The sequence below is a fragment of the Hymenobacter jeollabukensis genome, from assembly GCF_005771675.1.
Lineage (GTDB): Bacteria > Bacteroidota > Bacteroidia > Cytophagales > Hymenobacteraceae > Solirubrum > Solirubrum jeollabukense.
In genome coordinates, this window is sequence record NZ_VAJM01000001.1 from 816,869 (window position 1) to 842,001 (window position 25,133).

A 25,133-nucleotide genomic window follows, 5' to 3' on the forward strand; every position below is an offset into this window, starting at 1 on the left:
GTACCGGCCGCTCGTGCGGTAAGCATGCGGGCTTACTTCCTATTGCCGCCGACTTCCTTGAGCAGCTGCTCGTTCAGGCGGGTGTATTCGTCCTTGGTGCGGGCGTTCTTCTCGTTTTTGACCAGGACCAAGGACTGCCGGGCGGCCTCGGCGGCTTCGGTTTTGCGCTCGGCCTTTTGCAGCATCTTGCCTTTCCAGTAGTAGCCGTAGTAGCTCGGCTGCTGCTTGATGGCCTCGTCGAGCCAGCTGATGGCCTGGTTGATATCCTTATTGGTGCTGTAGTAGTACTGCGCGGCGGCGAAGTAGGGCTTTTTGTCGCCCTTCATGGCTTCCTGAATCTGGGCCATGATGCGGGCGTCGGGGTCGGCCACGATGGGCACGCTCACCCGCACTTTGTCCCAGCGCAGGGTCAGATCGGCGGCTTCGGGCTGCAGGTTTTCCAGGCCCAGCGAAAAGCTTTCCAAAGCGGTGTTGGAGGTGCGCGGCTTGGCCGTTACGCGCAGCAGGTCCAGCTCGGGGCGGTAGTCGTAGGCGCCCCACTGCGAAGTGTCCTTGTTCAGGATAAACGTCCACTCCTTCGGGTCGGGAATCGTGAAGAGGGCGTAAGTACCGGCCGGCACGTTCTGCCCGCCGAATTTCACGTCCTCGCCGAAGCGGATGCGGGTGGACGAGTTGGCCCCGGTGCGCCACACTTCGCCGTTGGGCACCAGCTTGCCGAATACTTCCCGGCCGCGCTTGGAGGGGCGGGCGTAGGTCAGCTCGATAAAGGAAGTCGAAAAATCCTCGCGCAGGCGCACGGTGGGGCTCATAGCGGGCAGGCGCAGCTGCTGGGCCTGCAGGGTGGGCGCGGCCAGACAACAAAGGCAGCCGGCGAGGACGAGGGTCGGAAGTGTTTTCATGCGACAGAAACGGTGGGAACCGGGGTAGCTTCCCGCAAACATCGGCCCATTCCGGCAGTTATGAGCCGGCCCTGGCCAAATTGTATTGTGGCGCCGTGGTGCCGGGCTTGGGAAACCCGCGGTGGGCCAGGCGGACCGCGGCAAGCAACGTACGGGCCGTTTTTTTATTGTGCAGGCCCGCCTGGGCATTCAGCGCGGGCTTGCATTATTCACCGAAGCCTACTGATTGTCAGCTGATTTATGCTTCACTTTCGGGTAAACAACTGGTACTCAGCGGGCCGGCAACCGGGCGCTTGCGGCCAAAGTCGCCGGCCGGCGAAAACCCGGAAACGACCGTATCTTCCTCCGTTGCGGCGCACTGCTGGCGCCCTCCGAGTCCGCTTTGCCTGTGTTGCGTTTCGCCCGTTTCCGCCTGCCTGCCCTGCTCTTGACCGCGCCCCTGCTCGGCACCTCAAGCCCTGAACGGAACCCGCCCCCGCCGGCTGCGGCGCCAACCGAACTGGTCATCGTGGGCACGGTGCACCGGCCCACGCGGCTGTTCAACCCCGACTCGGTGGCGGCCATCCTGGCGCGGGTGCAGCCCGAATTGATTCTGGTGGAGCTGGACAGCAGCTTTTTCACCCCGACCTTCGAGCTGAAAACGCCCGGCCGCGAAAACGAGGACCTTGGCCTGGCCCGCTACCGCCGCCTGCACCCCGCCGTGCGTCTGCGCCCCTTCGACATCGAAGGGCGCAACGAGTTTCACCGCCGGCACCAGCTGCTCACCCGGCCCGGCGAAGTGCTGGCCCAGCTCGACGCGCTCTACCAAAGCCGCCAGCTTACGCCCGCGCAGGGCACCATCCTCGACCGCTACTACGCCCTCACCGACTCGCTGAACCGCTGCAACCAGCAGCAGCCCGCCGTTATCAACCAGCCGGGCACCTACGCCCTGGCCGAGCGGCGCCAGCACTACCAGTTTCAGCAGCTGCGCGACGTGGTGGCGGCCCGGCCCGAGCTGATCGAGTACCATGCCTTCTACCGCCTCTACGCCGATTTCTGGGACCAGCGCAACCAGGCCATGGCCCGGCACATCCGCCAGCACCTAGCCCGGCTGCGGCCCCGGCGCGTGGTGGTGCTGGTGGGCCACGCGCACAAATATTACCTTCTGCGCGAGCTGGCCTCGCACGCCGCGGCCGAGGATTTTCGGCTGCGCGAGTATTACCAGCTGGCGCCGGCGGGACTCTAAATTTTCTTGCCGCCTCCGCTGGAAATGGCCCCGTTCTGTCCGTACTTGCGGCCGCAAAGCCGGCGTATCCTGTCGCCAATGGCTTTACCAATGCAAGCACGATGACCCTGAATCCGCGTTTTTTCACCCCCGTTGCCGCTGGCTCGCCGAAATCGGCCAAGGGCGGCGCGTGTCTGGTGAGCAAGAAACGCAAGGGCGCTAAACGGGTGAAACACACCCGAAGCTGACCGTCGTCGCCTGGTTACCCGTCCTCCCCGACTTTCCCAAACAGCCGCGCCGGTCCTCTCCTGAGAACCGGCGCTTTTTTGTTGCGTTTCATCCTGCAGCCGGCCACGTCGGCGGCTGCGCATTCTGACCTTCTTCTTTCACCGATTCCATGAAAGTTCTCAAGTTCGGCGGCACGTCCGTCGGGACGGCCGAGCGGATGCGGGCCGTGGCCGGGCTGATTCAGGCCCCCACCGAGCCGCGCATCGTGGTGCTGTCGGCCATGTCGGGCACCACCAACGCGCTGGTCAACATTGCCCGGCTGCTGTTCGAGGGCGACCTGAATGCCGGCTCGCTGCAGATTGAGGTGCTGCGCCAGCACTACCACATCGTGGCCCGGGAGCTGCTGCCCGAGGAAGCCGTGGCCGCCGAGGGCCTGAAGCTGGTCGATGACTCGTTCAAGAGCATTTTCAACCTCACGCGCCAGCCCCTGTCGGCCGCCGGCGAGAAGGTGATTCTGGCCCAGGGCGAGCTGCTGAGCACCCGGCTGTTTCACCTCTACCTCACGCGCATCCGCGGCGAGCAGGCCGTGCTGCTGCCCGCGCTGGAGTTTATGCGCCTCGACGCCGACGAAGAGCCCGACGCGGCCTACATCCGGGAGCAGCTGGCCCAGCAGCTGGCCCAGCACCCGGATGCCGCGCTGTTCATCACCCAGGGCTATATCTGTCGCAACGTGGGCGGCGGCATCGACAACCTCAAGCGCGGCGGCAGCGACTACTCCGCTTCGCTGATCGGGGCGGCGGCCGGGGCCTCGGAAATTCAGATCTGGACCGACATCGACGGGCTGCACAACAACGACCCGCGGGTGGTGCCCGGCACCTACCCTATCCGCGAGCTGTCGTTCGACGAGGCAGCCGAGCTGGCTTATTTCGGAGCCAAGATTCTGCACCCCAGCTCGGTGCTGCCGGCCCGGGAGCACGGCATCCCGGTGCGCCTGCTCAACACCATGCAGCCCGAGGCGCCCGGCACGCTGATTTCGGCCCGCACCGGCGACGAGGCCATCAAGGCCGTGGCCGCCAAGGACGGGCTGACGGCCATCCGCATCAAGAGCAGCCGCATGCTGCTGGCCTACGGCTTTCTGCGCAGCATTTTCGACGTGTTTGAGCGGTTCCGTACGCCCATCGACATGGTGACGACCTCGGAAGTAGCCGTGTCCCTGACCGTCGACGACGCCACGCACCTGCCGGAAATTCTGGAGGAGCTGCGCCGCTTCGGCATGGTGGAAGTGGATACCAACCTGAGCATCGTGTGCCTAGTGGGCAACCTGGTGCAGGAGCACCACGGCGCGGCCGGGCAGGTGTTCGACACGCTGCGCGACGTGCCGCTGCGCATGATCAGCTACGGCGGCTCGCCCAACAACATCAGCATCCTCATCAATACCGCCGACAAGCAGCGCGCCCTGCTGGCCCTGAACGACGGCCTGTTTCGCCGCGCCTCGGTCGCGCCCTAGCCGCCTGCGGATAGCGCGAACTTGCCGTTCGCGTGTCGCCGAACGGCCCGGCCCCGGACCGACGGACATCGTTCCGAAATACGCGAACGGCAAGTTCGCGCTACAGCTTTTCTCCCTATGCCCTTGCAACTTCCGGCCGACCTTTCGACCCGGCCTACGCCCTTCTACCTCTACGACCTGGCCCTGCTCGGCCGGACGCTGGAGGCCGCCCGCGCGGCGGCCCAGGCGCACGACATCCAGGTACACTACGCCCTGAAAGCCAACTCCAACGCGCCCATTCTGGCGCTGGTGCAGCAGCACGGCTTCGGGGCCGACTGTGTGAGCGGCAACGAGGTGCAGCGCGCCCTCGACTCGGGCTTCGCGCCCGACCACGTCGTCTTCGCCGGCGTGGGCAAGTCCGACGCCGAAATCATCCGCGCCCTCGACGCGGACATCTGGTGCTTCAACGTGGAGTCGGCGCCCGAGCTGGCCGTCATCGACGAGCTGGCCGGGGCCCGGGGCCGCCGCGCCCGGGTGGCCCTGCGCCTGAACCCGAACGTGGACGCGCGCACTCACCACTACATCACCACTGGCTTGGAAGCCAACAAGTTCGGCATCAACCTAGCCGACCTGCCGCAGGTGGTGGAGCTGCTCGGGCGCCTGCCCCACGTGGAGCTGGTGGGCCTGCACGTGCACATCGGCTCGCAGATTACCGATCTGTCGGTGTTTGAGACGCTGGCCGGGCGCGTGAACGAGCTGCAGCAGTGGTTTGAGCACCGCGGCATCCCGCTGCCGCACCTTAACGTGGGCGGCGGCCTGGGCGTGGATTACCAGGAGCCCGACGCGCACCTCGTGCCCGACTTCGCGCGGTACTTCGGCATCTTCGGGCGGCTGCTGCAGCGGCGGCCGGGGCAGCAGGTGCACGTGGAGCTGGGCCGGGCCCTGGTGGCGCAGTGCGGCACGCTGGTGAGCCGGGTGCTCTACGTGAAGGAAAGCCAGCAGACCCGTTTCGCCATCCTCGACGCGGGCATGACCGAGCTGATCCGCCCGGCTTTGTACCAGAGCTACCACCGCATCGAAAACCTCACGAGCCAGGGTTCGGAACGACTGTACGACGTGGTAGGGCCCATCTGCGAGTCGTCGGATACGTTCGGGCGGCAGGTGGCGCTGCCCGAAACCCGCCGCGGCGACGTGGTGGTGCTGCGCACGGCCGGGGCCTACGGCGAGGTTATGTCCTCGCACTACAACCTGCGCGACCAGGCGGCGGCGGTGTACGTCGGGTAGGCCCACCCCAACCTGTTAATGAAATGCAACGCCCCGTGGCTCTTGGTGGAGCCACGGGGCGTCTTGCTTCAGTTTTTCGTTAATCAACCGCCTCTATCGGTCTACTGCGCGTAGAAAATCGTCCACGGCCCGACGTGCTCGTGCTTGGGCAGGCGCTGCGCCAGGCAGGCCCGGCCTTCAGGCAGTTCGCCCTTCACCAGCAGCACCGGCTGGCGGCGCAGCAGCGGGCCGAGCACGGTGGTGTCGGCCGGGTCCTGCAGGTTGATCAGGTTCTGATGCCAGCGGCCGTCGGCCTCAAACTGCGTTTCGCGCTGCAGGGCCTGGTTGCCGTCGTAGAGCGAGACGGGCAGGCGGCGCTGGGCAAAGGCCAGCGACGGCAGCAGTTCGTTGTAGACGAGCACCGGACGGTCCTGCAGATTCAGCTCCTTCAGCCGCCGGGCCACCGGGCGGCTGCCGTTGGCCCGCGCCTCGATCTGGCCCAGAATGGGTTTGGCCGCCGCCAGCAGGCCCAGCGAGAAGAGCACCGTGAGAACCAGCAGGCGCGGCGCCACGCGCACCTCGTCCCAGAACATGTGGGTGAAGAGCAGCAGCAGTACGCCTGCCGCCGGCCACAGCGCCACCCAGGGCGCCACCACCAGCCCGTAGCCCACGCCCAGCAGCGGCAGCAGGCACAGCCCGCCCAGCACCAGCCCGAACAGGGCCATGAAGCCCACGTACCAGCGCAGCAGCACGGCATCGGTGCGGCGGCCGAGCAGCTCCACCGTGAGCAGGGCCACGCCCGGGAAGATGGGCAGCACGTAGAGCAGCAGCTTGGACTTGGAGAGCGAGAAGAAGAGCAGCGGCACCAGCACCCACCACAGCAGCACCTGCTGCCAGCGGCGGCCCAGGCGGCGCCAGCCGTTGCGCACCAGCTCGGTAAGCAGCGCCGCCGACCACGGCAGGGCCCCCACCGGCGCCAGCACCAGGTAAAACCACCAGGGCTTGGCACGATTGAAGGTGGCCGCGTTGGCGAAGCGCTCCACGGTGTGCTCGAAGAGGAAGTAGCGCACGAAGGCGGGGTTGTCGGCCACCAGCACCAGGTACCAGCTTAGGCCCACCAGCGCGAAGAGCAGGCCGGCCGACAGGTGGTGCCAGCTCCAGGGGCGGCGCGGGCTGCCCTTGCTCAGGTGCTGGCTGATGACGACCATCACCGGCAGCACCACGGCCACCGGGCCTTTGGTCAGAAAGCCCAGCCCCAGCGCCACCCAGCCCAGGTACAGCCAGCGGGCGGCGGGCCGGCCGGCGGGCGTGCAGTGGTAGTGCAGAAACGCGTAGGCCGCCAGCAGCTCCAGGGTGGCCAGGTAGGCGTCGGTGGTCACGTTCAGGGCCGAAATCAGCACCACCGGCAAGGTGCCGTAGACCACGGCGGCGGCCAGGGCGCGGCGCCGGTCGCGGGCGAAGACGAGCAGGCCCAGCGCGTACACCAACGCCACCTGCGCCAGCACGGCCAGCACCGGCAGCAGGCGCACCGCCCCGGCCGTGCCGCCGAACAAGCCGAGGCCCGCGGCCGTGAGCCAGTAGGTGAGCGGGGGCTTGTGGAAGTGCTGAATACCGAGCAGCCGCGGGTGCAGCCAGTCGCCACCCGCTAGCATTTCGCGCCCGATTTCGGCGTAGCGGGCCTCGCTGCTTTCCAGCACGCCCCAGGCGTTCAGGTTCAGCAGAAAGGCCCCGCCCAGCGCGGCAAGCAGCAGCCACAACCACAGGCGCGAAGACATTGGGGGCAAAGCAGGCATAGGTAAAAGGCAGGTGAAGCGGGGCAAAAATAGCCCAAAACCGGCCGCGTTGGCTGTCGAATCGGTTTCCCCGTTTTCGGGCGGCGCTTCCAGTAGCCCTGCTGCTCATGCGCGTCCTGCGGCCGGCTTGGTGCATGAGCGGCAAAGGCGGATCAGGCACTCCGGGCAAATGCGGCCCGCGAAATTGTCGCCGGAGGTTGAGCCGATTGACATTTTTCAGCCCAAGGCGGCTCGGTTTGCGTAGGATATAGCATGGTATCCGTCTAATTACCGCGCGGATAGGCCATTAACCTACCATCTGCTTTTTTGCCCCTATATGCGCATCCTGCTCACCGGCGCCACCGGCTACATCGGCCAGCGCCTGCTGCCGCTGCTGGTCACGGCCGGCCACGACGTGACCTGCCTGGTGCGCGACCCGCGCCGCTTCGAGCTGCCGGCGCCGCTGCGGGAGCGGGTGCGGGTGGTAGCGGCCGATCTGCGCCAGCCCGATACGCTGCGGCAGCTCCCCACCGATTTCGACGCGGCGTATTACCTGGTACACAGCATGAGCACCAATGGCCGCGACTTTGCCCGCGTGGAGCAGGAATCGGCGCGCAACTTCGTGCAGTACCTCGACCAGACCACGGTGCAGCAGGTGATTTACCTCTCGGGCATCGTCAACGACGCGCACCTCTCGGAGCACCTTCGCTCCCGGCAGGGAGTGGAAGAGGAGCTGCGCGGCGCCGCCCGGGCCCGGCTCACGGTGCTGCGGGCCAGCATCGTCATCGGCTCGGGCTCGGCCTCCTTTGAAATCATCCGCGACCTGGTGGAAAAGCTGCCGGTGATGGTGGGGCCGCGCTGGCTGAACTCGCGCTGCCAACCAATCGGCGTGCGCGACGTGATGCACTACCTCACGGCGGTGCTCGGCCACCCCGGCTGCCTGGGCCAGGCCTTCGACATCGGCGGGCCCGACGTGCTGACTTACCGGCAGATGCTGGAGGGCCTGGCCCGGCAGCGCGGCTTCCGGCGCTACATCGTCACGGTGCCGGTGCTCACGCCGCGGCTGTCGTCGTGGTGGTTGTTTCTGGTCACGCGCACCTCGTTTTCGCTGGCCCAGAGTTTGGTCGACTCCCTGCGCAACGACACCATAGTGGATCCGCAGCGCAGTATCGCGCGGGTGCTGCCCCACCACTGCATGAGCTACCCCGAGGCCCTGGCGCTGGCGTTTCAGCGCATCGAGCAGAACGAGGTGGTGAGCAGCTGGAAGGACGCGGCCAGCAGCGGCGTGGCCGCCGACAACTACATGGATTACCTGCAGATTCCGCAGCAGGGCATGTTTTTCGACCGGCAGACGCTGCGCTTCACCCGCCCGCCCGCGGAGGTGCTCGACAACGTCTGGCGCATCGGCGGGCAGCGCGGCTGGTACAAGGTGGACTGGCTCTGGCGGGTGCGCGGCGTGCTCGACAAGCTGGCGGGCGGCGTGGGCCTGCGCCGGGGCCGCCGCTCCCCCACCGACCTGCGCCCCGGCGACCCGCTGGACTTCTGGCGGGTGCTGGTGGCCGACCGCGCCGGGCGGCGCCTGCTGCTCTACGCCGAAATGAAGCTGCCCGGCGAGGCCTGGCTGCAGTTCCGCATCCTCGACAACGCCGACGGCTCGCACACCTTGGAGCAGCTGGCCGCGTTTCGGCCCCGGGGGCTGGCCGGGCGGCTGTACTGGTACGCGCTGGTGCCCTTCCACTTCGTCATCTTCCGGGGCATGATTGAGAACATCGGGCAGTACCCCTCCGCCGGGGCCACGCCAGCAGCCGGCTCGTCGCCGAAGCCCGCCGCGCAGGGGGCCGCGCAGGGGGCCGCGTAAAGTCTATTTATTCCGACATTTATTCTTTACAAATCAATACATTACCCGCAATACCGCCGCTCCGGACGCGTCAGATGCTGACTGACATTGCGGGTGCTTTCGGCGCGCCCAGTCGTACTTTCCGCAGCTGCTTCCGGGTAGGCGGCCCCGCTATTTCCCGCCTCTATGCCGCACTTCTCCGCCTTCCTGCTGCCCTCCCCCGTCGGCCACCACTATTACACCACGTTTTACGTGCTGGCCTTTTTGCTCAACCAAGCGCTGCTGCTCTGGGTGGGCTACCGGCGCGGCTACCCGCTGCGCTCCTGGCTGCTGCTGACCACCGGCGTCACGCTGGCCTTCATCGTGGGCACCAAGCTCATAGCCGCGCCGGGCACCGACTGGGCCGCGCTGTGGCAGCACGGGCAATGGCCGGCCGGCACGGCACGCTCGGTGCTGGGCGGGGCCATTGGGGGCGCGCTGGCCGGACTGGCGCTGCGGCGCTGGCTGGGCTACAGCTGGCACGCACTGGATGCCTTTTGCCTGCCCATGGCCGCCGCCTACGCCGTGCAGTGCGTGGGTTGCCTGCTCACCGGCTGCTGCTTCGGCCACGTGGCCGACTGGGGCGTGCAGTACGCCCCCGACACCTTGCCCTACCTGGCGCAGGTGCAGCGCGGGCTGATTCCGGCTACGGCCGCGCACTCCCTGCCGGTGCTGCCCACGCAGGCGCTGTCGGGGCTACTGGTGCTGGGCGTGGGCGGGCTGCTGTGGGCGCTGCGCCACCGGCCCTGGCCGGGCGGCAGCTGGCGGCTGCTGCAGGTGGCCCTGCTGCTGCTGGGCCGCTTCCTGATCGAGTTCGGGCGCGACCCGGCCGGCGAGCAGGTGGGCGCCGGGCTGACGACGCTGGGCGGCGTGGCGCTGAAGCAGGTGCAATGGACCCTGCTGCCGCTGCTGCTGCTGTTTGGCTGGGGCTGGTGGCGGCGCACCCGGCCGCGGACCACGGCCCCGGCGGCGGACGTGGTGCCTGCCAATCATTCGCTGCGCATCCTGCTGGGCGTGGCGGCCATGCTGGCCCTCACGGCCCTGCTGGGCCCGGCCGCCTTCACCCTGCCCGAGGTGCTGGTGATAAAAGCCGGCCTGACGGTGGTGCTCCTGACCGAAGCCGTTGCCCTACTGCGCAGCCGCGCCGAAGCCGGCCCGCACCGCCTGAGCTTGCCGCTGGGGCTGGCGTCGGTGGTGCTGCTGTTTACCAACCAGGCGCCGGCCCCGGCCGATTCAGCGACGGTGCGCCGCTACCTAACGCTGGGCGTGGGCGGGGTCGGGGGAGCATACGACCAGCAACACACGGAATCGGGCTGCAGCGTAAACTCCTCGCGCACAGCCTATTACCACCGCTACCGGGTGGCGGGCGGCACCGTCGAATACACGGTGCAGAACCCTCGCCGGGCTTTCCGGGCGCTGGGTGTGGGCGTGTGGCGAGGCTCCGAAGATATCGGCATCAGGCAATTGGACCCCAATGGACCATTCGTCACTGGCAATCCGGATTATGTGCTGCACCGCCGGCTCTGGGACATCAATCCCTACCTAGAATACCGTTACCCCGACGGCGGCGACTGGGGAATCGGCTTTCGGACCGGGTTGCACATCGGGCAGCTAGGGTACTCTGATAATGCCATACGGCGCGAGGCCAGCTCCGGCAGGTCGCGCCCACTGCAAGTGCTGCCCGAAGCGTCGCTGTGGACCGGGGTACGCCGCGTGGCTTATCTGCAAATGGATTTTGGGACGGGGCCGCTGGCCCTGGGCAACTACATGTACCGCCTAGGGGTGGGCTCGGGCCTGGGCGCCACCGACGGCGGCCACCTGCTGGCGGGCCTGGCCTTTGCCAGTCACTACCCGCAGCCGGTAATGGGCTTTGTCAGCGGGCAGCTTCGGCTGGGCCGCACCGGCCTGCTGCTGGAGCCCTACGCCGCCACTGACTTCGGCCGCCACTACCAGCTCAACGGCCAGCTGCGCTACGCCCTGCCGCTGGGGGGCGGCCGCTAGCCACCCAGCCGCCGAATCAGCCAGAGCACCGCGCTTAGCGCCAAGCTCACCAGCAGCATGGACATCAGCGGGGCGTAGAATCGAAAGCCCGGCCGCTCCACCCGGATGTCGCCAGGCAGGCGGCCGAACCAGCTGAGCCAGCTGCTGCCGCTCCGCCAGATAACGGCGCCGGGCACGGCCAGGTCGAGGCCCAGCACGACGAGGCGCTTACCGAGGTGGGGCGACATGGTCGTCAGAAGCGGTGGTGGGCTGCCAGCGTTGGCTACGGCGCAGCCCTACCAAGTACGTGTACACGTATTCCAGGCCCGGCGTGCCCTCACCGTTGGCATCCCGAATGGTTTTCGTGCGCCCACCGTCGTAGGTTATCGTCAGCTCGACGCGAGGATGATGGTTCAGGTCGCCCCCGTCATACTGGTTGCGGCAGCGACTGAAACGCACGTAATTCAGCAAACCGGCCATATCGGCCCGGCAGGCGCTGTCGAGCTGCGTCGTCAGGGCCTGCCGGCTGATCTGTTGAGGTGCTAGCACCGGGTATTCCGTCGTTTGCAGGTAAGCCCGGTCATCTGGTTCGATGCGCAGATCGAGTTCTTCGTGGTCGTGATAAGTCAGCTTCCAGGTCAGGCGAATAGCCTCGATGCGGTGCCGCGTTGGACGGCGCTGCACGGGCAGAAACGCGCCGTACGTGTAGGCCAGCAGCTGGGTGTGCCGGTTGCGCAAGCGACCGTTGCTTCCCCGGCGGCGGGCAAAATCGGTGTAGCGTAGCAGCGCCTGCCCGCGCCGGTACACGACCTGGGCCGTGGGCTGGCGGCGGTGGACGGCGTTGTAAAAGCTACGCACCGCCCGCAGGCGGCTACCGCCCATATCCAGCACGCAGAACACCAGCGGAATATCCGCCCGCCGGGCCAGCACCAGCAAATCAGTGCGCCCGTTGCCGTCAAAATCAGCCTTGCACCACGTCTGGCCGCCACGCACGGCAAAACGGGTATTGCGGTACGGACGGTACGCGCTGACGGCCGAGTCGCCCAGCACGGCGGCGGCATATTCCCAGCCCAGCGGCCGGATCAGGGCCAGCACGGCATCGTCGGTGCGGATGGAGTCGAGGCGGCTGGCCTGCGCGGCGGCCGGCCGGTGGCCACCGAGGACCAGCAGCCCCGCCAGCAGCCGCAGGGTACGGCGCCGCATCAGCGCACCAGCGACAAAAACGCCACCGTCACCGCCACTACAATCACCGTGTACGCACCCAGCGCCCACCACTCGGCGCGGCGGCTGAAATCGTACGGGTAGCGCTGCCGGACGCGCTGTTGCAGCCACACCGAGGCCATGAAGCCGATGAACACCACCGCCAGCGCCACGTTGCTGGGCAGCACCTGCCGGAACATCAGCAGCAACGCCAGCAGCGGCAGCAGGCCCACGAGGTAGCCCAGCAGCCGGGCGCGGAACAGGGCGGCGGGCTGAATTTCTGGGACCGGGGCAGGCGTGGGGGCCGGGCGGCGTTTGGTGGGTCTCTTGGCCATGCTTTAAATATCAAGGCGCGGGAATTTGCTCTGTACAGCGAGTATGTTGCGTCCTTCCTTGCTTTCGGGTAAGAACGACGCATACCGATTTAACCCGCTAATCTGAACCAAGAGCCGCCCGCAAGCCTCGCACTGATACATCCGGCGGAAGCAATTCAGATAGTACCGGCTTATAAGATCAGCAATCAGGCTTTCATCCCTCAGATTAGTAGGGTAATCGTCGCTGAAGTTCCGGCGAATTCAATCAGTTCTTCGACCTTCCTGCGTAGCCTTTACCAGCCCGGCCAGCGCATTCGGAAGTTGCGCATACAAGTTCTCCTGATGCTGATCCGGAATCAAATCAGCTTTGTAAGGCAGATTATCCGTCTGGTCAACGATGACGTGGCCACAGTCACACAATAGTTTGCTCATTACCGCAAGCTGCTCACGCCTTCTTCTCGAACACGAACTTCACCTCGCCCTCGGCCGTGACTTCCAGCGCGGCCTCGAACTTCTGGCCGGTGCGCTGGGAGGTGAAGCCGCGGATGACGTCGGATTTGCCGCGGCGCAGCAGCTTGGCCACCTGGGCGTCGGTGAGCTGCCGGCCGCAGAGCTCCAGGGGCACCCGGAACTGGCAGTCCTCGCGGAAGCGGGAGCAGCCCCAGGCGGTTTTGCCCTTGAGCATGGTGCCCAGGCGACACACCGGGCAGGGAATCTGCTGGGGCTTATCGTCGGCGGCGGGCTTGCTTTCGGCGGCGCGCAGCAGCTCCGGCTCGTGCCGGGCGTTCAGCCCGATGGCCGCGTCGAACTTCTGGCCCACGTCGTCGACGAAGCCCTTGATGACGGGCGTGCGGCCCTTCGTGAACAGGGCCGTGAGCTGCTTGTCGGTGAACTTCTTGCCCTCGAATACCAACGGTAGTCGGAATTTGCAACCCTCCTTCCAACGCGAGCAGCCGAAAGCGGTTTTACCCTTCAGGACGTGACCCTTGCCGCAGGCCGGGCAGCTCCCGAGGGCGCCTTCAGGGCCGGGCGCGGCCCCGGCAGCCGGGGCGGCAGGCTTGGCGGCCGACTTCGCCGGGGCTTTGCTGCCGCCGTTTTTGGCCGCGGCCGCCGCCGCGTCGGTGGCGGTGGGTGGCAGGGCCACCATGCGGGCGCGGTCCTGCTTCACCTCCAACACCATTTCCTGCACCAGCGTCTTCAGCTCGGCCAGAAACTGGTCGGACTCCAGGTTGCCGGCCTCGATCTGGCGCAGCTTCCGCTCCCACTGCCCGGTCAGCTCGGCCGATTTCAGGGTGGGGTTGCGAATCAGGCCGATCAGCTCGACGCCGGTCGGCGTGGGCACGATGCGCTTTTTCTCCCGCTGGATGTAGCCGCGCTTGAACAGCGTTTCGATGATGGCGGCGCGGGTGCTGGGCCGGCCGATGCCGTTTTCCTTCATGGCCAGGCGCAGCTCCTCGTCGTCTACGTTGCGGCCGGCGGTTTCCATGCCGCGCAGCAGCATGGCCTCGGTGTACTCGCGCGGGGGCTGGGTTACTTTCTGGTCCAGCCGGGGCTTGTGCGGGCCCGATTCGTCCTTCACGAAGCTGGGCAGCACGGTATTCACCACGTCGTCGTCGCCCTCGCCGGCTTTGGCGGTGCTCGGGGCCTGCTGCTGCGTCGGGTCGCCGTAGACGATGCGCCAACCGGGGCTCAGAATCTGCCGGCCGCGCACCCGGAAGGGGTAGCCGGCCGCCGCCGCCGTTACCGTCGTATTGGAGACTTCGCAGTCGGGGTAAAACGCGGCCAGGAAGCGGCGCACGATGATGTCGTACACGTTCGACTCCCAGGTGCTCAGCCCGCCGGGCGCGTTGCCGGTGGGGATGATGGCGTGGTGGTCGGTGACTTTGTTGTTGTTGAAGACCTTGGTGGACTTGCGGATTTTCTGCCCCAGCAGCGGCTGCACCAGGCTGTGGTACGGCCCGCTGATGCCCTGCAGAATGCCCGGAATCTTAGCGTACTGGTCGTCGGGCAGGAAGGTGGTGTCGACGCGCGGGTAGCTGACCACCTTCTTCTCGTAGAGCGCCTGCACGGTTTTGAGGGTATCCTCGGCCGAGAGGCCCAGCTGGTTGTTGCACTGCACCTGCAGCGAGGTCAGGTCGAAGAGCGAGGGCGGCGACTCCAGCGCCTTTTTGATTTCGACGCCGGTAATGACCAGCGGCACATCCTTCACCGCTTCCATGGCCTTATCGGCCTCTTCCTGGCTCACGAAATAGCCGCGGGCCTTCAGGCGGGCCTTTTCGTCCGGCTCGTCGTCCTCGGCCTTGCCCTTCTTGGGCGGCGCCACGTGGCTGAACATGGTGCCGCGGTACTCGGTGCGCAACACCCAGTACGGCTCCGGCTTGAAGTTCTGAATCTCGTGGTAGCGGTCGACCAGCAAAGCCAGCGTGGGCGTCTGCACCCGGCCCAGGCTGAGCACCTGGCCCCGGCCCTGGGCGTATTTCAGCGTGAACAAGCGGGTGGCGTTCAGCCCCAGCAGCCAGTCGCCGATGGCGCGGCTCTTGCCGGCCATGTACAGGCGGTCGAATTCCTTGCCGTCGCGCAGGTTGGCGAAGCCCTGGCGGATGGCTTCTTCGGTCAGGGACGAAATCCAGAGGCGCTTGAAGGGCTTGCGGTACTTGGCCTCGGTGAGCACCCAGCGCTGAATCACCTCCCCTTCCTGCCCGGCGTCGCCGCAGTTGATAACCTCTTCCGCGTCGGCCAGCAGGCGCTTGATGGTGGCAAACTGCTTGCGCACCCCGTCGTCCTCCATCAGCTTGATGCCGAACTGCTCGGGCAGCATGGGCAGGTCGTGGATGCTCCAGCGCTTCCACTCGGGATGGTAGTCCTGGGGCTCCTTGAGAGTACAGAAGTGCCCGAACGTCCAGGTGACCTGGTAGCCGTTGCCCTCGAAGTAGCCGTCCATGCGCAGGCGGGCGCCGAGCACGTTGGCAATTTCGCGGGCGACGCTGGGCTTCTCGGCAATGCAGACTTTCACTACTGGCAGCTTCCCGCTGATGATTCCGGCGGCGCTGACGGCGGGGGCATCAGCGGCGCGTTGAATCAACAAAGATAACCGGAGAAAAAGTCGGGGCGGGCGGGGGAAGTTGCACTTTTCGCCGGCCCGGGCTACGGCAGTTGCTGCTTTACCTGTTCGTACCACTGGTACAAATCCAGATAACCCTCTCCATCGAGGTAGCGGCTGATGAAGGCGTACAAGGAATCGGTCAGCGTCACCTCAGCTTCCATCCCGTGGTTGGCGTTGATGATGCGGTACCGGGCCAAGTCAGTTGGGTCGAGCACCACTTCCCACACGTCGGAGGAAATCAGGTAATCGGCCACCTCGAACCGCTGCGCTGCCAACTGGCCGCTGAACTCCAGGATCCAGTCAATGGGGTTGATTTTGAACAGAAAGTCCTGGACGCATTCAAACCCGTTGCAGTAGCGGTAGAACGCCGCAATGTCGGGCGGCAGCGGGCGGCCCAGAGCCTGCTCCAGCTGCTGAATAGCCGCTTCAGGAGCTGGCGGATTCAGCTCGATGCCCAGCCGGTGCTGGTTGGCGCGCAGCTTGTCGATAATAGCCTGTAGCGTAATCATAGCGTTTAGAATCAGTTGTAATTCTAAACGCGTTGGTTTTTTGGGGCCCGTTCGGCCTCCCCCGCCGCCAGGGCCACTTTCAGCTGTTCCATGCTCCCGATGACGCCCGAAAACTCGGCCGCCTCGAACCGTTCGTGGTACTGCTGGTACTGGCGCAGCAGCTTGTCGAGCACGAACTGGGTTTCGTCGGCGTAGCCCTGCTGGCCCACGCACAGCAGGGCGTCGAAAATCAGGGCCTTGATATAGTCGAGCCGCTGCACCGACCAGGCCAGGCACAGGGCCGTGATGACCTCGCGGCGGAAGCCGGGGGCGCGCTTCATGCGGCGCTTCCACTCGTTGTGCTGCACCTTGTGGGTCATGTACACCACCGCGTCGTTTTCGCCCTGGAAGGCTTTGTTCAGCGTGCCCTGGGCCGAGCGCCAGTCCTTGTACTGGGCCGTGAGGTAGGTCACCAGCGGGATGAGCACCGCCAGCAGCGGGGCGTAGCTGCGGAACAAGGCCCAGCCGGTGGTTTCGGTGCCGGAGGCAGCCAGACTTTGGCCGAAGCCCGCGGTGGAAACGAACAGAAACACGAAGGCTGGGAGCCGCTTCATCAAATCAGAACGAGAAATCGAAGGCCAAAGCGCACCGCCCGGCGACGGATGCGAGCCGGAAGATAACCACCAACCCCGCTTCGCTCCCAACAGCTTACGCCCGCGTCTGACTTTTCGCGGCCGTCTCAGGCCACCGTCAGCACGATTTTGCCGGCTGCGTGGCCTTGCTCGCTGTAGCGGTGCGCGGCGGCGGTATCGGCCAGCGGAAAGGCAGTGTCGATGACGGGGCGGAGCCGGCCCAGGCCCAGCCATTGAGCCAGCTGCCGCATATCCGGGCCGCGGTCCTTGGTCACCACGATGCGCAGCTTTTTGTCGGAAAACACGCTCAGCGGCAGGCCCAGGGCCAGGTCTTTGGGGTTGGGCACGGTGGTGACGTAGCGGCCACCAGAGCGCAGGGCGGCCTTGCTTTGGCGGTAGCTGCTGTGGGCCACGGCGTCGAAAATCAGGTCGTAGCGGCCGTGGTCCTGGGTGAAGTCGTGCGCGGCGTAGTCGATGACTTCATCGGCACCGAGGCCGCGCACCAGCCCTACGTTGCGGGCGCCGCAGGTGGCCACCACGGAGCCCGCGCCCAGCAGGCGGGCTAGCTGCACGGCCAGCGTACCTACCCCGCCCGACGCCCCGTTGATGAGCACCCGCTCCCCGGCCCGCAGCGCGCCCTTGTCGCGCAGGGCCTGCAGGGCGGTGAGGCCGGCCAGCGGCAACGCGGCGGCCTGCTCGAAGCTCAGATTCGGGGGCAGCGCGGCGGCCACGCGGGCGGGCAGCACCACGTATTCGGCATTGGCCCCGCCCAGGCTGTCGACCATGCCGAACACCCGGTCGCCGGGCCGGAACTCCTGGACCGCCGCCCCCACCCGCTCCACCACGCCGGCCACGTCGCGCCCCGGAATCTGCGGAAAGCCGAAGCCCGACACCAGCTTCAACTCGCCGCGCCGGATTTTCCAGTCGACGGGGTTGATGCTGCTGGCGTGTACGCGCAGCAGCAGCTCGTCGGCCCGGGGCTCGGGCGTGGGCTGCTCGCCGTACCGCAGCACGTCGGCGGAGCCGTATTCGAGGTAGTAAATGGCTTTCATGGGCGGGAACGAGGAGTTAGAGCAGTTCCCGGGTTCGTGTCCGCACCGGTCAGCCGGCCCAAAGCCTGCCGACCGGTCGTTGGAAAAAAGGATGATACACGGACGTGAGAACAGCTATAGCTGGCAGTACGCACAACCATCATCGGCCGCTATTCTCCCTGCCGAAATACGTTCAGCAGCCCATAACGCCCGGCGCCGGAGCTGCTTTCAAGGTTGCCAGAACCGCGCAAGCCGCTGCTCGGCTTCCGCCAACGGCGCGGCGGCTTGGGCCGGCAGGGCTCCGAACGGCGCCAGCTCTACCCGCTCCCCGGCCCAGCGCCAGGTGCCCACCACCCGCCCGTCGACCACGATAATCGGCCGGAAGATGCCGTTGACGGTCAGCACCTGCCGGGTGCGGGCCGGGTCGAGCAACAGCTCCCGGTTTTTGTAGGCCAGCAGGTACTCGTCGAAACCGGGCAGCAGGTAGGCCGCCGGCCCGGGCGCTTCGGCCGCGGGCGGCTCGGGCAGCCAATACGTCTGCCCCTCGGCCTCGACGCTTACCAGCCCGGGCCGCACTGCTTCCAGGCCCTGGCGGGCGAGGCCCAGCGGCAGTCCGGCCCAGCCCGCAAAATCGGCCAGCGTGGCCGGGCCGTGGCTCTGGAAGTAGCGGCGGACCAGCTCGGCCACAGCCTCGGGGCCAGTGAAGGGTACGCAGGGCGGCAGCCAGTCATCGGCCAGGGCGTAGGTGGGCTCGGCCCCCTGCCGCCCGGCGGGACTGATGAGCTGGGCCAGCACGGCGCGGTGCAGCAGGCTGTAGAGGCGCTGCTCATCGGTGCGGATGCCGGCCTGCTGCAGGGCGGCGGCCAGGGCACGGCGTGGCTGGGGCGGCTGGCCACTCAGCGCCTGCTCCAGCACCCGCAGGCTGCGGCTGATCGTCTCCGCGTCCAGCTCGCGGGCCCGGTACACGGCCGCGCTGCCCGCAATCAGCCTCGGGGCCAGCAGCGTCAGCAGCCAGCGCACGTCGGCGGCTGCGGCCAGGTGCAGGGTGCCGCGCAGCAGCCAGGTACGCACGAGGCGGCCGGAGGTCAGGGCCTGCTCCACGGCCGGGGCCGGGTTGCCGGGCAGCCGCACGCCCACGGCCCACAGGCTCTGCGCGTAATCCTGGGCCTGCATAGCCCCGAAATGCGCGGGCATATCTGCCGGTTCGGCGCAGGTGGGGGCGCGCAGCTGCTGGTGCAGCAGGCGCAGACGAAGCAGTTCGGCGGGCGACATAGCAGGATGGCGGCGAGGACGGGCCGCAACATACGACGGCCCAAGCGACCCTCCGGCGCCTCTGGACACAAAAAAACCTCCGTGCCAAGGGCGACGGAGGTTTTCGGGCTGGGTGGGTGAGCTATCAACCCACACCTGCACTGTTGTTGGGCCGGCGCTTAACCGCGCCGCCCGCTCTGTTTGGCCGCGCTGTTGAGGTTCACAGCTTCCTCGGCCTGTTCTTCTTCCGACATTTCCGGTGCCAACGGGTGGTTTTCCTCCGGCTGCGCGGCCGGCGCCTGGTGCCCGTTGTCTTCCTGCTGCAGCTTTTCCAGCAAGACCTGGGTGCCAGCGGTCAGCACGGCCTTGTCGCGCTGGTAGATGTGCTGGAACTCGTTTAGGTCTTCGGTGCTCACCTCCAGGTCTTTCAGCAGGCCCTCGCGGATGTCGTACACCAAGCCGTGCAGCTTGGGTGGGTTCTGGCGCTTGCGGGCGTTCTGGATAATGGTGGTCTTGGCCAGGTTGCGCACCTGCTCGATGACGTTCAGCTCGACCAGGCGGCGCAGGCGCTCCTCGTCGTCCTTGATGCGCAGCAGCTCGGTTTCGTGCAGCCGGATGACGTCGCGAATGTTGGTCAGCCAGTTGTCGATGAGGCCGTACTGGTTGTTGGAAGCCGCCGCAGCCACGCCACCGCAGCCGTAGTGGCCCACTACCATGATAACCTCCACTTCCAGCACTTCCACCGCGTACTGCAGCACCGACAGCAGGTTCATGTCAGTATGCACCACCAGGTTGGCGATGTTGCGGTGGGTGAACATTTCGCCCGGGCCGGTGCCGGTGATGCCCGAGCCGGGCACACGCGAGTCGGAGCAGCCGATGAAGAGGTAGCGGGGTTTCTGGCCCAGCGAGAGTTTTTCGAAGTATTCGGGGTCTTTCGCCAGTTGGTCTTTCACCCAGCGGCGGTTGCCTTCGAGAATTCGTTGCATGTGGGGAGGGGTGTTCTTGGGAATGGCCATGGCAGCAGATGTTCAGCAGTGAAACCAGAATGAATGTCGTTGAACTTCTACGCAGCCGTTCGGTCGGTAGCCGACCTTAGTGGCCCGCCAGCTGCACTTGCGGAATGCTGCGCAGCTCCAGTTGCACGCCGCGGTCGGCGGCGCTTTGGCGGAAGTTTTCGATGGCTTCGAGCACATCGTAATCAATGGTGACGGAATCGGAGCCGTCCAAAATTACGCGTGTTCCGGGCTGAAAGCGGTCTAGGGTAGTGGTAATGGCGGCTTTGTTGAGGAAGGTTACGTGCTCGGAGAGCTTCACGTGCACGGTACCGGGCAGATGATCAGGCTCGTAGTGGAAAAACAGCGCCGACTCGGCGTTGGCCTTCAGGATGAAGAAAGCGGCCACGGCCAGGCCCACGCCCACGCCCTTGAGCAGGTCGGAGGCCAAAATGGCTACCACCGTCACCACGAAGGGCACGAACTGCGCCGCGCCCAGGCGCCACTGGCCCGAGTACAGGGCCGGCTTGGTGAGCTTGTAGCCCACCAGCAGCAGCACCGCGGCCAGGGCCGAGAGCGGAATCAGGTTGAGCACGTCGTCGAGGAAGAGCACCGCCAGCAGCAGCAGCACGCCGTGGATGAAGGCCGAGAGGCGCGACTGGGCCCCGGCGCCCACGTTGGCCGAGGAGCGCACGATGACGGCCGTCAGCGGCAGCCCGCCCAGCAGGCCCGAGAGGGAGTTGCCGGCACCCTGAGCCAGCAGCTCGCGGCTGGTGGGCGTGCGGCGCTTCTGCGGGTCGAGCTTGTCGACGGCTTCCACGCTCAGCAGCGTTTCCAGCGAGGCTACCGCCGCAATGGTGGCGGCCAGTAGGTACACGCCCGGGCCCTTGGTGAGCACCGACCAGTCGGGGAAGCGTAGCACCTTGCTCAGATCGTCGAGGCTGCTGATGCTCGGCAGGTTCACGAGGTGGGCGGTTTGCACCTGCCACTCGGGGCGCAGCGCCCCCAGCAGCTCGTTGATGCCGATAGCCGCCAGCACCACCACCAGCGCCCCGGGCAGCAGCTTGAGCACGGGCACGCGCTTGATAAACGGCTGCTCCCAGATCAGCAGCACCGACAGCGAAATCAGGCCGATGAGCATGGCCCCGGGCTGCAGCTTGGAGGCGGCGCGCTGAATCTTGTCCAGCGTCCCCACGAACTCCGACTCGAACAGGTCCAAGTCCTTGAAAAAGTCTTCGCGCCCGCCCAAGAAGTGCGGTATCTGCTTCATCAGTAGAATAATGCCGATAGCGGCCAGCATTCCGCGGATGACGGAAGTGGGGAAGTACATGCCGATAACGCCGGCCTTGAGCAGGCCCAGCGCGAACTGCATTACCCCGGCCAGCACTACGGCCACCAGGAAGGCCTCGTAACTGCCCATTTTCTGAATGCCGCCCAGCACGATGGTCGTCAGACCGGCGGCGGGGCCGCTCACGCTCAGCTGCGAGCCGCTGATCCAGCTTACCACCAGCCCGCCAATGATGCCCGCAATCAGGCCCGAAAGCAGCGGAGCGCCCGAAGCCAGCGAAATGCCCAAGCACAGCGGCAGCGCCACCAAAAACACCACCAGCCCGGCCGGCAGGTCCTTGCCTAGGGTAGAACCCAGGCGCCGCGGTTGCGGGGCGTTGGCCGTCATGTGCGGCTTCGGGTCCGGAACGATTTTGAATGCTTCCATAGGGCGGATCAACCAAAACCGGGTCATTACCGCTTGCGACGCTGCAAGCTAGACGCACTTCCCGATCCTAAGCCCAAAGGTTCCTCACCCGTCTTAAGCTCCCGTTAAAAGGGTATTAAAAGGTGATTAAAAGCGTGATGGGGTGAGTAACGGTAGCCGCAGAAACCAGAACGTCATCCTGAGGCGTAGCCGAACCGCAGGACGGCGTAGCCAAGGACATTCCTCGCATCCTACCCCGCCGCTGCCAGCAACGCGCAGACGCATGTTATAAGCGCAGCCACCACGTCCTGACGATTGGGCGTTGGCGGCTGCGCTTAGCAGTTCGTGCAAGGTGCGAGGAAGATCCTTCGCTCTGCTCAGGATGACCGGCTATTTTACTGCGTCATTCCATCAGGCCCGCGGCAGCTCCAGCACTACGCGGGTGCCTTCGCCCAGCTGGCTTTCGACGTGAATGGCACCGTGGTGCAGCTCCATAATCTTGTGGGTGAGCGGCAGGCCGATGCCGTGGCCAGGCACGCCGCGGGCGTTGTCGGCGCGGAAGAAGGGCACGAACACCTGCTGCCGGTCGGCCTCGCTCATGCCTACGCCGCGGTCCTGCACTTCCAGCAGCACCCGGCCGGGGCGGGCGCGCAGGGTCGCCATGATGGGGTGCTCGGCCCCGCGGGAGAATTTGCAGGCGTTTTCGAGGATGTTGAGCACGGCCGAGAGCAGCAGCGCCTCGTTGCCGCGTACCAGGGCGTCGGGGGCTTCGGGCGGCAGGTGAAAGTCTAGGTCGATGCGGCAGGTGGGGTGGCGGCGCTGCAGCTCCTCGTGGGCCTGCAGCAGCAGCTCGTCCATGTGCAGGGGCTTCAGCGGCACCTGCGAAGGGTCGTCGGAGGCGCGGGCAATCTGCAGCAGGCCGTTGGCGAGGTCCTTGAGCAGGCGGGCCGCGTCGAGGGTGTTGCGCAGCACCTGCTGGTAGCCCTCGGCGGTGCGCGGCTGCAGCAGGGCCACTTCCAGCTCGCCGATGAGCACCGTGAGCGGGGTGCGCAGCTCGTGCGAGGCGTCGCGCACGAAGGTGCGCTGCCCGGCGAAGGCCGTTTCGAGGCGGTCGAGCAGGCTATTAAAGGTGCGCGCCAGCTGCGACACCTCGTCCTGGCCCTCGGCCCCGGAAAGGCGGCGGTGCATATCGGAGGCCGTGATGCTGCCCATTTCCTGCACGGCCCGGCGCATGGGGCTCAGCGCCTGCCCGGCAAATACCCAGCCGCCGATGCCCGTCAGCACCATCGACACCAGCAGGCCGATGCCCAGCACGCTGCGCAGGGTGCCCAGCTGCCGCTGGCTGTCGGTATCCACCGACCACGCCGCCACCAGGTAGCGGCCGCCGTTGGGGGCGCGGTAGTGCAGGCCGAGGGTGTAGTGCCAGCCCGCGTCGCGGCGCAGCAGCGGCTCGGCAATGGTGGTCAGCCAGCCGGCCGGCACCTCCCGGCTGGTGGCCTGGCCCTCGCGGAAGACGACGCGCCCGGCCGCGTCGTAAATGCGCACTTCCTCGTCGGGCAGGGTGCGGTAGAGCTGACGCAGGTAGCGGGTGTAGGCGGCGCGGTGCCGCTCGTCGGCCTGCGGGTGCTGCCCGTCGAAGTACACGTGGCCGACTACCCGGGCGCGGCTGCGCAGCGTTTCGGCAAAAAACTGGCTGCGCGAGTAGTAGGTGAAGCCGTACACCAGCGCCGAAAACAGCAGCAGCGTAACGGCCACGATGGCCGCGTACTGCAGCGCCAGCCGCAGACGAATTGACATAAGCGGTGAGATAGTGAGGTGGTGAGGTGGTGAGTTTGATGTTGGGGAGGTTGGTCCTGCGCAACTGACGCAGACCGCGCAGCCTTACGCCAGCCGCACGGCACTCACCAGTTCACCACCTCACCATCTCACCTCATTCATTGACTTTGGCTACGTAACCCATGCCCACCAGGGTGTGAATGAGCTTGGGCGTGAAGTCCTTGTCGATTTTCTTGCGCAGGAAGTTGATGTACACGTCGATGACGTTGGAGCCGGTGTCGAAGGAGGTTTCCCAGACATGCTCCAGGATGTCGACGCGGGAGACGACGCGGCCCTGGTTGCGCAGCAGGTAGTGGAGCAGGGCAAACTCGCGGGCGGTGAGCTGCACGGGCTGGCCCGCGCGCGTCACCACCTTGCTGACGGGGTCGAGGGTGAGGTCGGCCAGGCGCAGCTGGGGCTGGGCGGGCTGCTCCTGCCGCCGCCGGGCCAGCGCCCGGATGCGGGCCAGCAGCTCCTGAAACGCGAAGGGCTTGACGAGGTAGTCGTCGGCGCCGGCGTCGAGGCCGCGGATTTTATCGTCCGTCTCGCCCAGGGCCGTGAGCATCAGGATGGGCACGGCGGGGTTGTGGGCGCGCACCTGCCGGCACACTTCCAGCCCGCTCAGGCCCGGCAGCAGCTGATCGAGAATGATCAGGTCGTAGGAGGTGGATAGGGCTTGCCGCAGGCCCAGCAGCCCATCGGCCGCCACGTCGACGGCGTGGGTTTGTTCGCTCAGGCCTTTTTGCAGAAAGGCCGCCACTTTGGGCTCGTCTTCAACCAGGAGAATCTTCATACGCGCAATGAATACGCGGTCGAAGGTAGGCGGTTGCCGGCGCTTTGGGCGCACCTCGTCCACTTTAATGCGTCTTTAATACTACGCTACGAGGGGAGTTACAACAAAAACTATTACAAATTATTAATGGAATAAGTAAAAAATAACTTGACTCTTAGATTTAAGTCCTATATGTTTAAGGAAAAATTACATCAACATGACTCTTCAACCCTTCTTGCGCTGTTAGGCTTCTTCGGGCAGGCATCCGCGCCACGGGTTGCCCGCTCCTCAGCAGCCTATTTGTAATTAAGCCAACTCCACCACCACCATGGCTTACCCTTTCCGGATCAACCGCCCGCCACTGGCGGTGCTGTGCCTCTTGCTGTTATGGCTCGGAGGCTGCATCTCGCAGCGCAAGCTGCCCTACTTGCAAAGCCCGCAGTACTCCACCCGTGCCCCCGTGGCCGTAGCCAATGCCCCCCAGCCCTACCGCCTGCAGCCCAACGACGTGCTGTCGGTGCGCGTGCAGAGCGTGCAGCCCGCCCTGAACGAGATGTTCAACGTGACGGACACGCGCAGCGTGATGGCCGGCGACCCGGGCAACATGTTTCTGGCCGGCTACAACGTGGACGCCAACGGCACCATCAACCTGCCCACGGTGGGCAAGATCAAGGTGCAGGGCCTCACCGTCGACGAGGCGCAGGCGCTGGTGCAGCAGCAGGTGAGCCGCTACGTGCGCGACGCCAACGTGCTGGTGAAGCTGCTCTCCTTCAAGATAACCGTGCTCGGGGAAGTGCGCACGCCCGGTCGCTACTTCGTGTACAATGGGCAGGCCACCGTGTTGGAGGCCCTGGGCCTGGCCGGCGACCTGACCGAGTACGGCAACCGCCAGAACATAAAGCTGATCCGGCCCACGCCCCAGGGCAACGAGGTGGTGCTGCTGGATTTGACCGACCCGGCCCTGCTCGCTTCGCCCAACTTCTACCTGCTGCCCAACGATGCCATCTACGTGGAGCCGCTGGTGGCCCGCACCCGCCGCGCCAACGCGGGTAATCTGGCCCTGGTTTTCTCGGGCATCTCGGCGCTGGTGCTGATTCTGAACTACATCAAGATAACCAATTAGCGGCGGCCGGA

Annotated in this window: 20 protein-coding genes; 6 read left to right on the forward strand and 14 right to left on the reverse strand. The window is 66.2% G+C overall.

Annotated elements, in window-relative coordinates; translation table 11 throughout:
• Nucleotides 1–32: 32 nt before the first annotated feature.
• Nucleotides 33–899, reverse strand: a complete 867-nt coding sequence (locus FDY95_RS03545) for a DUF2911 domain-containing protein (protein WP_171025514.1) — start codon at nt 897–899, stop codon at nt 33–35.
• 388 nt (nt 900–1,287) lie between these two features.
• On the opposite strand from FDY95_RS03545, the gene FDY95_RS03550 reads away from it, so the two are divergent.
• The 3 genes from FDY95_RS03550 to lysA all read left to right on the forward strand — a co-directional run bounded on the left by FDY95_RS03550 (nt 1,288) and on the right by lysA (nt 5,101).
• Nucleotides 1,288–2,124, forward strand: coding sequence for a hypothetical protein (locus FDY95_RS03550; RefSeq protein ID WP_138075323.1), 837 nt, complete (start codon nt 1,288–1,290; stop codon nt 2,122–2,124).
• Nucleotides 2,125–2,500: 376 nt separating this feature from the next.
• Nucleotides 2,501–3,838 (forward strand): aspartate kinase, encoded by a 1,338-nt coding sequence (locus tag FDY95_RS03555; protein ID WP_138075324.1) that lies wholly within the window; start codon nt 2,501–2,503, stop codon nt 3,836–3,838.
• 117 nt (nt 3,839–3,955) lie between these two features.
• Nucleotides 3,956–5,101, forward strand: coding sequence for a diaminopimelate decarboxylase (gene lysA / locus FDY95_RS03560; protein WP_138075325.1), 1,146 nt, complete (start codon nt 3,956–3,958; stop codon nt 5,099–5,101).
• Nucleotides 5,102–5,202: 101 nt separating this feature from the next.
• Here lysA and FDY95_RS03565 read toward each other — a convergent pair whose 3' ends face one another.
• The gene (locus FDY95_RS03565) at nt 5,203–6,855 is read right to left on the reverse strand and encodes an ArnT family glycosyltransferase (RefSeq protein WP_171025515.1); all 1,653 of its coding nucleotides are present in this window, start codon (nt 6,853–6,855) and stop codon (nt 5,203–5,205) included.
• A 334-nt stretch (nt 6,856–7,189) separates the two neighbouring features.
• On the opposite strand from FDY95_RS03565, the gene FDY95_RS03570 reads away from it, so the two are divergent.
• Together FDY95_RS03570 and FDY95_RS03575 are read left to right on the forward strand one after the other, a co-directional pair.
• Nucleotides 7,190–8,710, forward strand: a complete 1,521-nt coding sequence (locus tag FDY95_RS03570) for an SDR family oxidoreductase (protein ID WP_138075327.1) — start codon at nt 7,190–7,192, stop codon at nt 8,708–8,710.
• A gap of 165 nt (nt 8,711–8,875) precedes the next feature.
• Nucleotides 8,876–10,729 carry a prolipoprotein diacylglyceryl transferase family protein gene (locus FDY95_RS03575; RefSeq protein WP_138075328.1) on the forward strand — a complete coding sequence of 618 codons (1,854 nt, stop codon included), beginning with the start codon at nt 8,876–8,878 and terminating at the stop codon, nt 10,727–10,729.
• Here the strand turns inward: FDY95_RS03575 and FDY95_RS03580 are convergent.
• The 12 genes from FDY95_RS03580 to FDY95_RS03635 form a co-directional block, all read right to left on the reverse strand.
• Complete coding sequence (locus FDY95_RS03580) at nt 10,726–10,956, reverse strand: DUF2905 domain-containing protein (RefSeq protein ID WP_138075329.1); 231 nt, start codon at nt 10,954–10,956, stop codon at nt 10,726–10,728. The genes FDY95_RS03575 and FDY95_RS03580 overlap by 4 nt on opposite strands.
• Nucleotides 10,937–11,911 carry a hypothetical protein gene (locus FDY95_RS03585; RefSeq protein ID WP_138075330.1) on the reverse strand — a complete coding sequence of 325 codons (975 nt, stop codon included), beginning with the start codon at nt 11,909–11,911 and terminating at the stop codon, nt 10,937–10,939. The genes FDY95_RS03580 and FDY95_RS03585 overlap by 20 nt, the downstream gene beginning before the upstream one ends.
• Complete coding sequence (locus tag FDY95_RS03590) at nt 11,911–12,243, reverse strand: hypothetical protein (RefSeq protein ID WP_138075331.1); 333 nt, start codon at nt 12,241–12,243, stop codon at nt 11,911–11,913. Before FDY95_RS03590 ends, FDY95_RS03585 begins: the two co-directional genes overlap by 1 nt.
• A 424-nt stretch (nt 12,244–12,667) precedes the next feature.
• The gene (locus FDY95_RS03595; protein ID WP_246073912.1) at nt 12,668–15,307 is read right to left on the reverse strand and encodes a type IA DNA topoisomerase; all 2,640 of its coding nucleotides are present in this window, start codon (nt 15,305–15,307) and stop codon (nt 12,668–12,670) included.
• Nucleotides 15,308–15,366: 59 nt separating this feature from the next.
• Nucleotides 15,367–15,834, reverse strand: coding sequence for an SMI1/KNR4 family protein (locus tag FDY95_RS03600; protein WP_138075332.1), 468 nt, complete (start codon nt 15,832–15,834; stop codon nt 15,367–15,369).
• A gap of 23 nt (nt 15,835–15,857) precedes the next feature.
• Nucleotides 15,858–16,427 (reverse strand): hypothetical protein, encoded by a 570-nt coding sequence (locus tag FDY95_RS03605; RefSeq protein ID WP_138075333.1) that lies wholly within the window; start codon nt 16,425–16,427, stop codon nt 15,858–15,860.
• Between the two features lie 125 nt (nt 16,428–16,552).
• Nucleotides 16,553–17,497 carry an NAD(P)-dependent alcohol dehydrogenase gene (locus tag FDY95_RS03610; protein WP_138075334.1) on the reverse strand — a complete coding sequence of 315 codons (945 nt, stop codon included), beginning with the start codon at nt 17,495–17,497 and terminating at the stop codon, nt 16,553–16,555.
• A gap of 207 nt (nt 17,498–17,704) precedes the next feature.
• On the reverse strand, nt 17,705–18,748 hold the full coding sequence (locus FDY95_RS03615; protein WP_138075335.1) for a winged helix DNA-binding domain-containing protein: 1,044 nt from the start codon (nt 18,746–18,748) through the stop codon (nt 17,705–17,707).
• Between the two features lie 158 nt (nt 18,749–18,906).
• Entirely contained in the window at nt 18,907–19,713 is an 807-nt protein-coding gene (gene can, locus FDY95_RS03620; RefSeq protein WP_138075336.1) for a carbonate dehydratase, read from the reverse strand.
• Between the two features lie 106 nt (nt 19,714–19,819).
• Nucleotides 19,820–21,433: a SulP family inorganic anion transporter gene (locus FDY95_RS03625; RefSeq protein WP_317129471.1), complete on the reverse strand. Its 1,614-nt coding sequence runs from the start codon at nt 21,431–21,433 to the stop codon at nt 19,820–19,822.
• A 390-nt stretch (nt 21,434–21,823) separates the two neighbouring features.
• Nucleotides 21,824–23,209, reverse strand: coding sequence for a HAMP domain-containing sensor histidine kinase (locus tag FDY95_RS03630; RefSeq protein WP_138075337.1), 1,386 nt, complete (start codon nt 23,207–23,209; stop codon nt 21,824–21,826).
• A gap of 133 nt (nt 23,210–23,342) precedes the next feature.
• Nucleotides 23,343–24,020, reverse strand: a complete 678-nt coding sequence (locus FDY95_RS03635) for a response regulator (RefSeq protein WP_138075338.1) — start codon at nt 24,018–24,020, stop codon at nt 23,343–23,345.
• Nucleotides 24,021–24,327: 307 nt separating this feature from the next.
• Here FDY95_RS03635 and FDY95_RS03640 point away from each other — a divergent pair, with 307 nt between their 5' ends.
• Nucleotides 24,328–25,122: a polysaccharide biosynthesis/export family protein gene (locus FDY95_RS03640; RefSeq protein ID WP_138075339.1), complete on the forward strand. Its 795-nt coding sequence runs from the start codon at nt 24,328–24,330 to the stop codon at nt 25,120–25,122.
• The last annotated feature ends 11 nt before the right edge of the window (nt 25,123–25,133 follow it).

Coding starts and splice junctions, on each gene's coding strand:
- FDY95_RS03630 (WP_138075337.1), bottom strand. CDS start 23,209: ATGTCAATTCGTCTGCGGCTGGCGCTGCAGTACGCGGCCATCGTGGCC.
- FDY95_RS03590 (WP_138075331.1), bottom strand. CDS start 12,243: ATGGCCAAGAGACCCACCAAACGCCGCCCGGCCCCCACGCCTGCCCCG.
- FDY95_RS03555 (WP_138075324.1), top strand. CDS start 2,501: ATGAAAGTTCTCAAGTTCGGCGGCACGTCCGTCGGGACGGCCGAGCGG.
- FDY95_RS03580 (WP_138075329.1), bottom strand. CDS start 10,956: ATGTCGCCCCACCTCGGTAAGCGCCTCGTCGTGCTGGGCCTCGACCTG.
- FDY95_RS03585 (WP_138075330.1), bottom strand. CDS start 11,911: ATGCGGCGCCGTACCCTGCGGCTGCTGGCGGGGCTGCTGGTCCTCGGT.
- FDY95_RS03615 (WP_138075335.1), bottom strand. CDS start 18,748: ATGTCGCCCGCCGAACTGCTTCGTCTGCGCCTGCTGCACCAGCAGCTG.
- FDY95_RS03640 (WP_138075339.1), top strand. CDS start 24,328: ATGGCTTACCCTTTCCGGATCAACCGCCCGCCACTGGCGGTGCTGTGC.
- FDY95_RS03570 (WP_138075327.1), top strand. CDS start 7,190: ATGCGCATCCTGCTCACCGGCGCCACCGGCTACATCGGCCAGCGCCTG.
- FDY95_RS03575 (WP_138075328.1), top strand. CDS start 8,876: ATGCCGCACTTCTCCGCCTTCCTGCTGCCCTCCCCCGTCGGCCACCAC.
- can (WP_138075336.1), bottom strand. CDS start 19,713: ATGCAACGAATTCTCGAAGGCAACCGCCGCTGGGTGAAAGACCAACTG.
- FDY95_RS03600 (WP_138075332.1), bottom strand. CDS start 15,834: ATGATTACGCTACAGGCTATTATCGACAAGCTGCGCGCCAACCAGCAC.
- FDY95_RS03610 (WP_138075334.1), bottom strand. CDS start 17,497: ATGAAAGCCATTTACTACCTCGAATACGGCTCCGCCGACGTGCTGCGG.
- FDY95_RS03605 (WP_138075333.1), bottom strand. CDS start 16,427: ATGAAGCGGCTCCCAGCCTTCGTGTTTCTGTTCGTTTCCACCGCGGGC.
- FDY95_RS03565 (WP_171025515.1), bottom strand. CDS start 6,855: ATGTCTTCGCGCCTGTGGTTGTGGCTGCTGCTTGCCGCGCTGGGCGGG.
- FDY95_RS03625 (WP_317129471.1), bottom strand. CDS start 21,433: ATGGAAGCATTCAAAATCGTTCCGGACCCGAAGCCGCACATGACGGCC.
- FDY95_RS03635 (WP_138075338.1), bottom strand. CDS start 24,020: ATGAAGATTCTCCTGGTTGAAGACGAGCCCAAAGTGGCGGCCTTTCTG.
- lysA (WP_138075325.1), top strand. CDS start 3,956: ATGCCCTTGCAACTTCCGGCCGACCTTTCGACCCGGCCTACGCCCTTC.
- FDY95_RS03545 (WP_171025514.1), bottom strand. CDS start 899: ATGAAAACACTTCCGACCCTCGTCCTCGCCGGCTGCCTTTGTTGTCTG.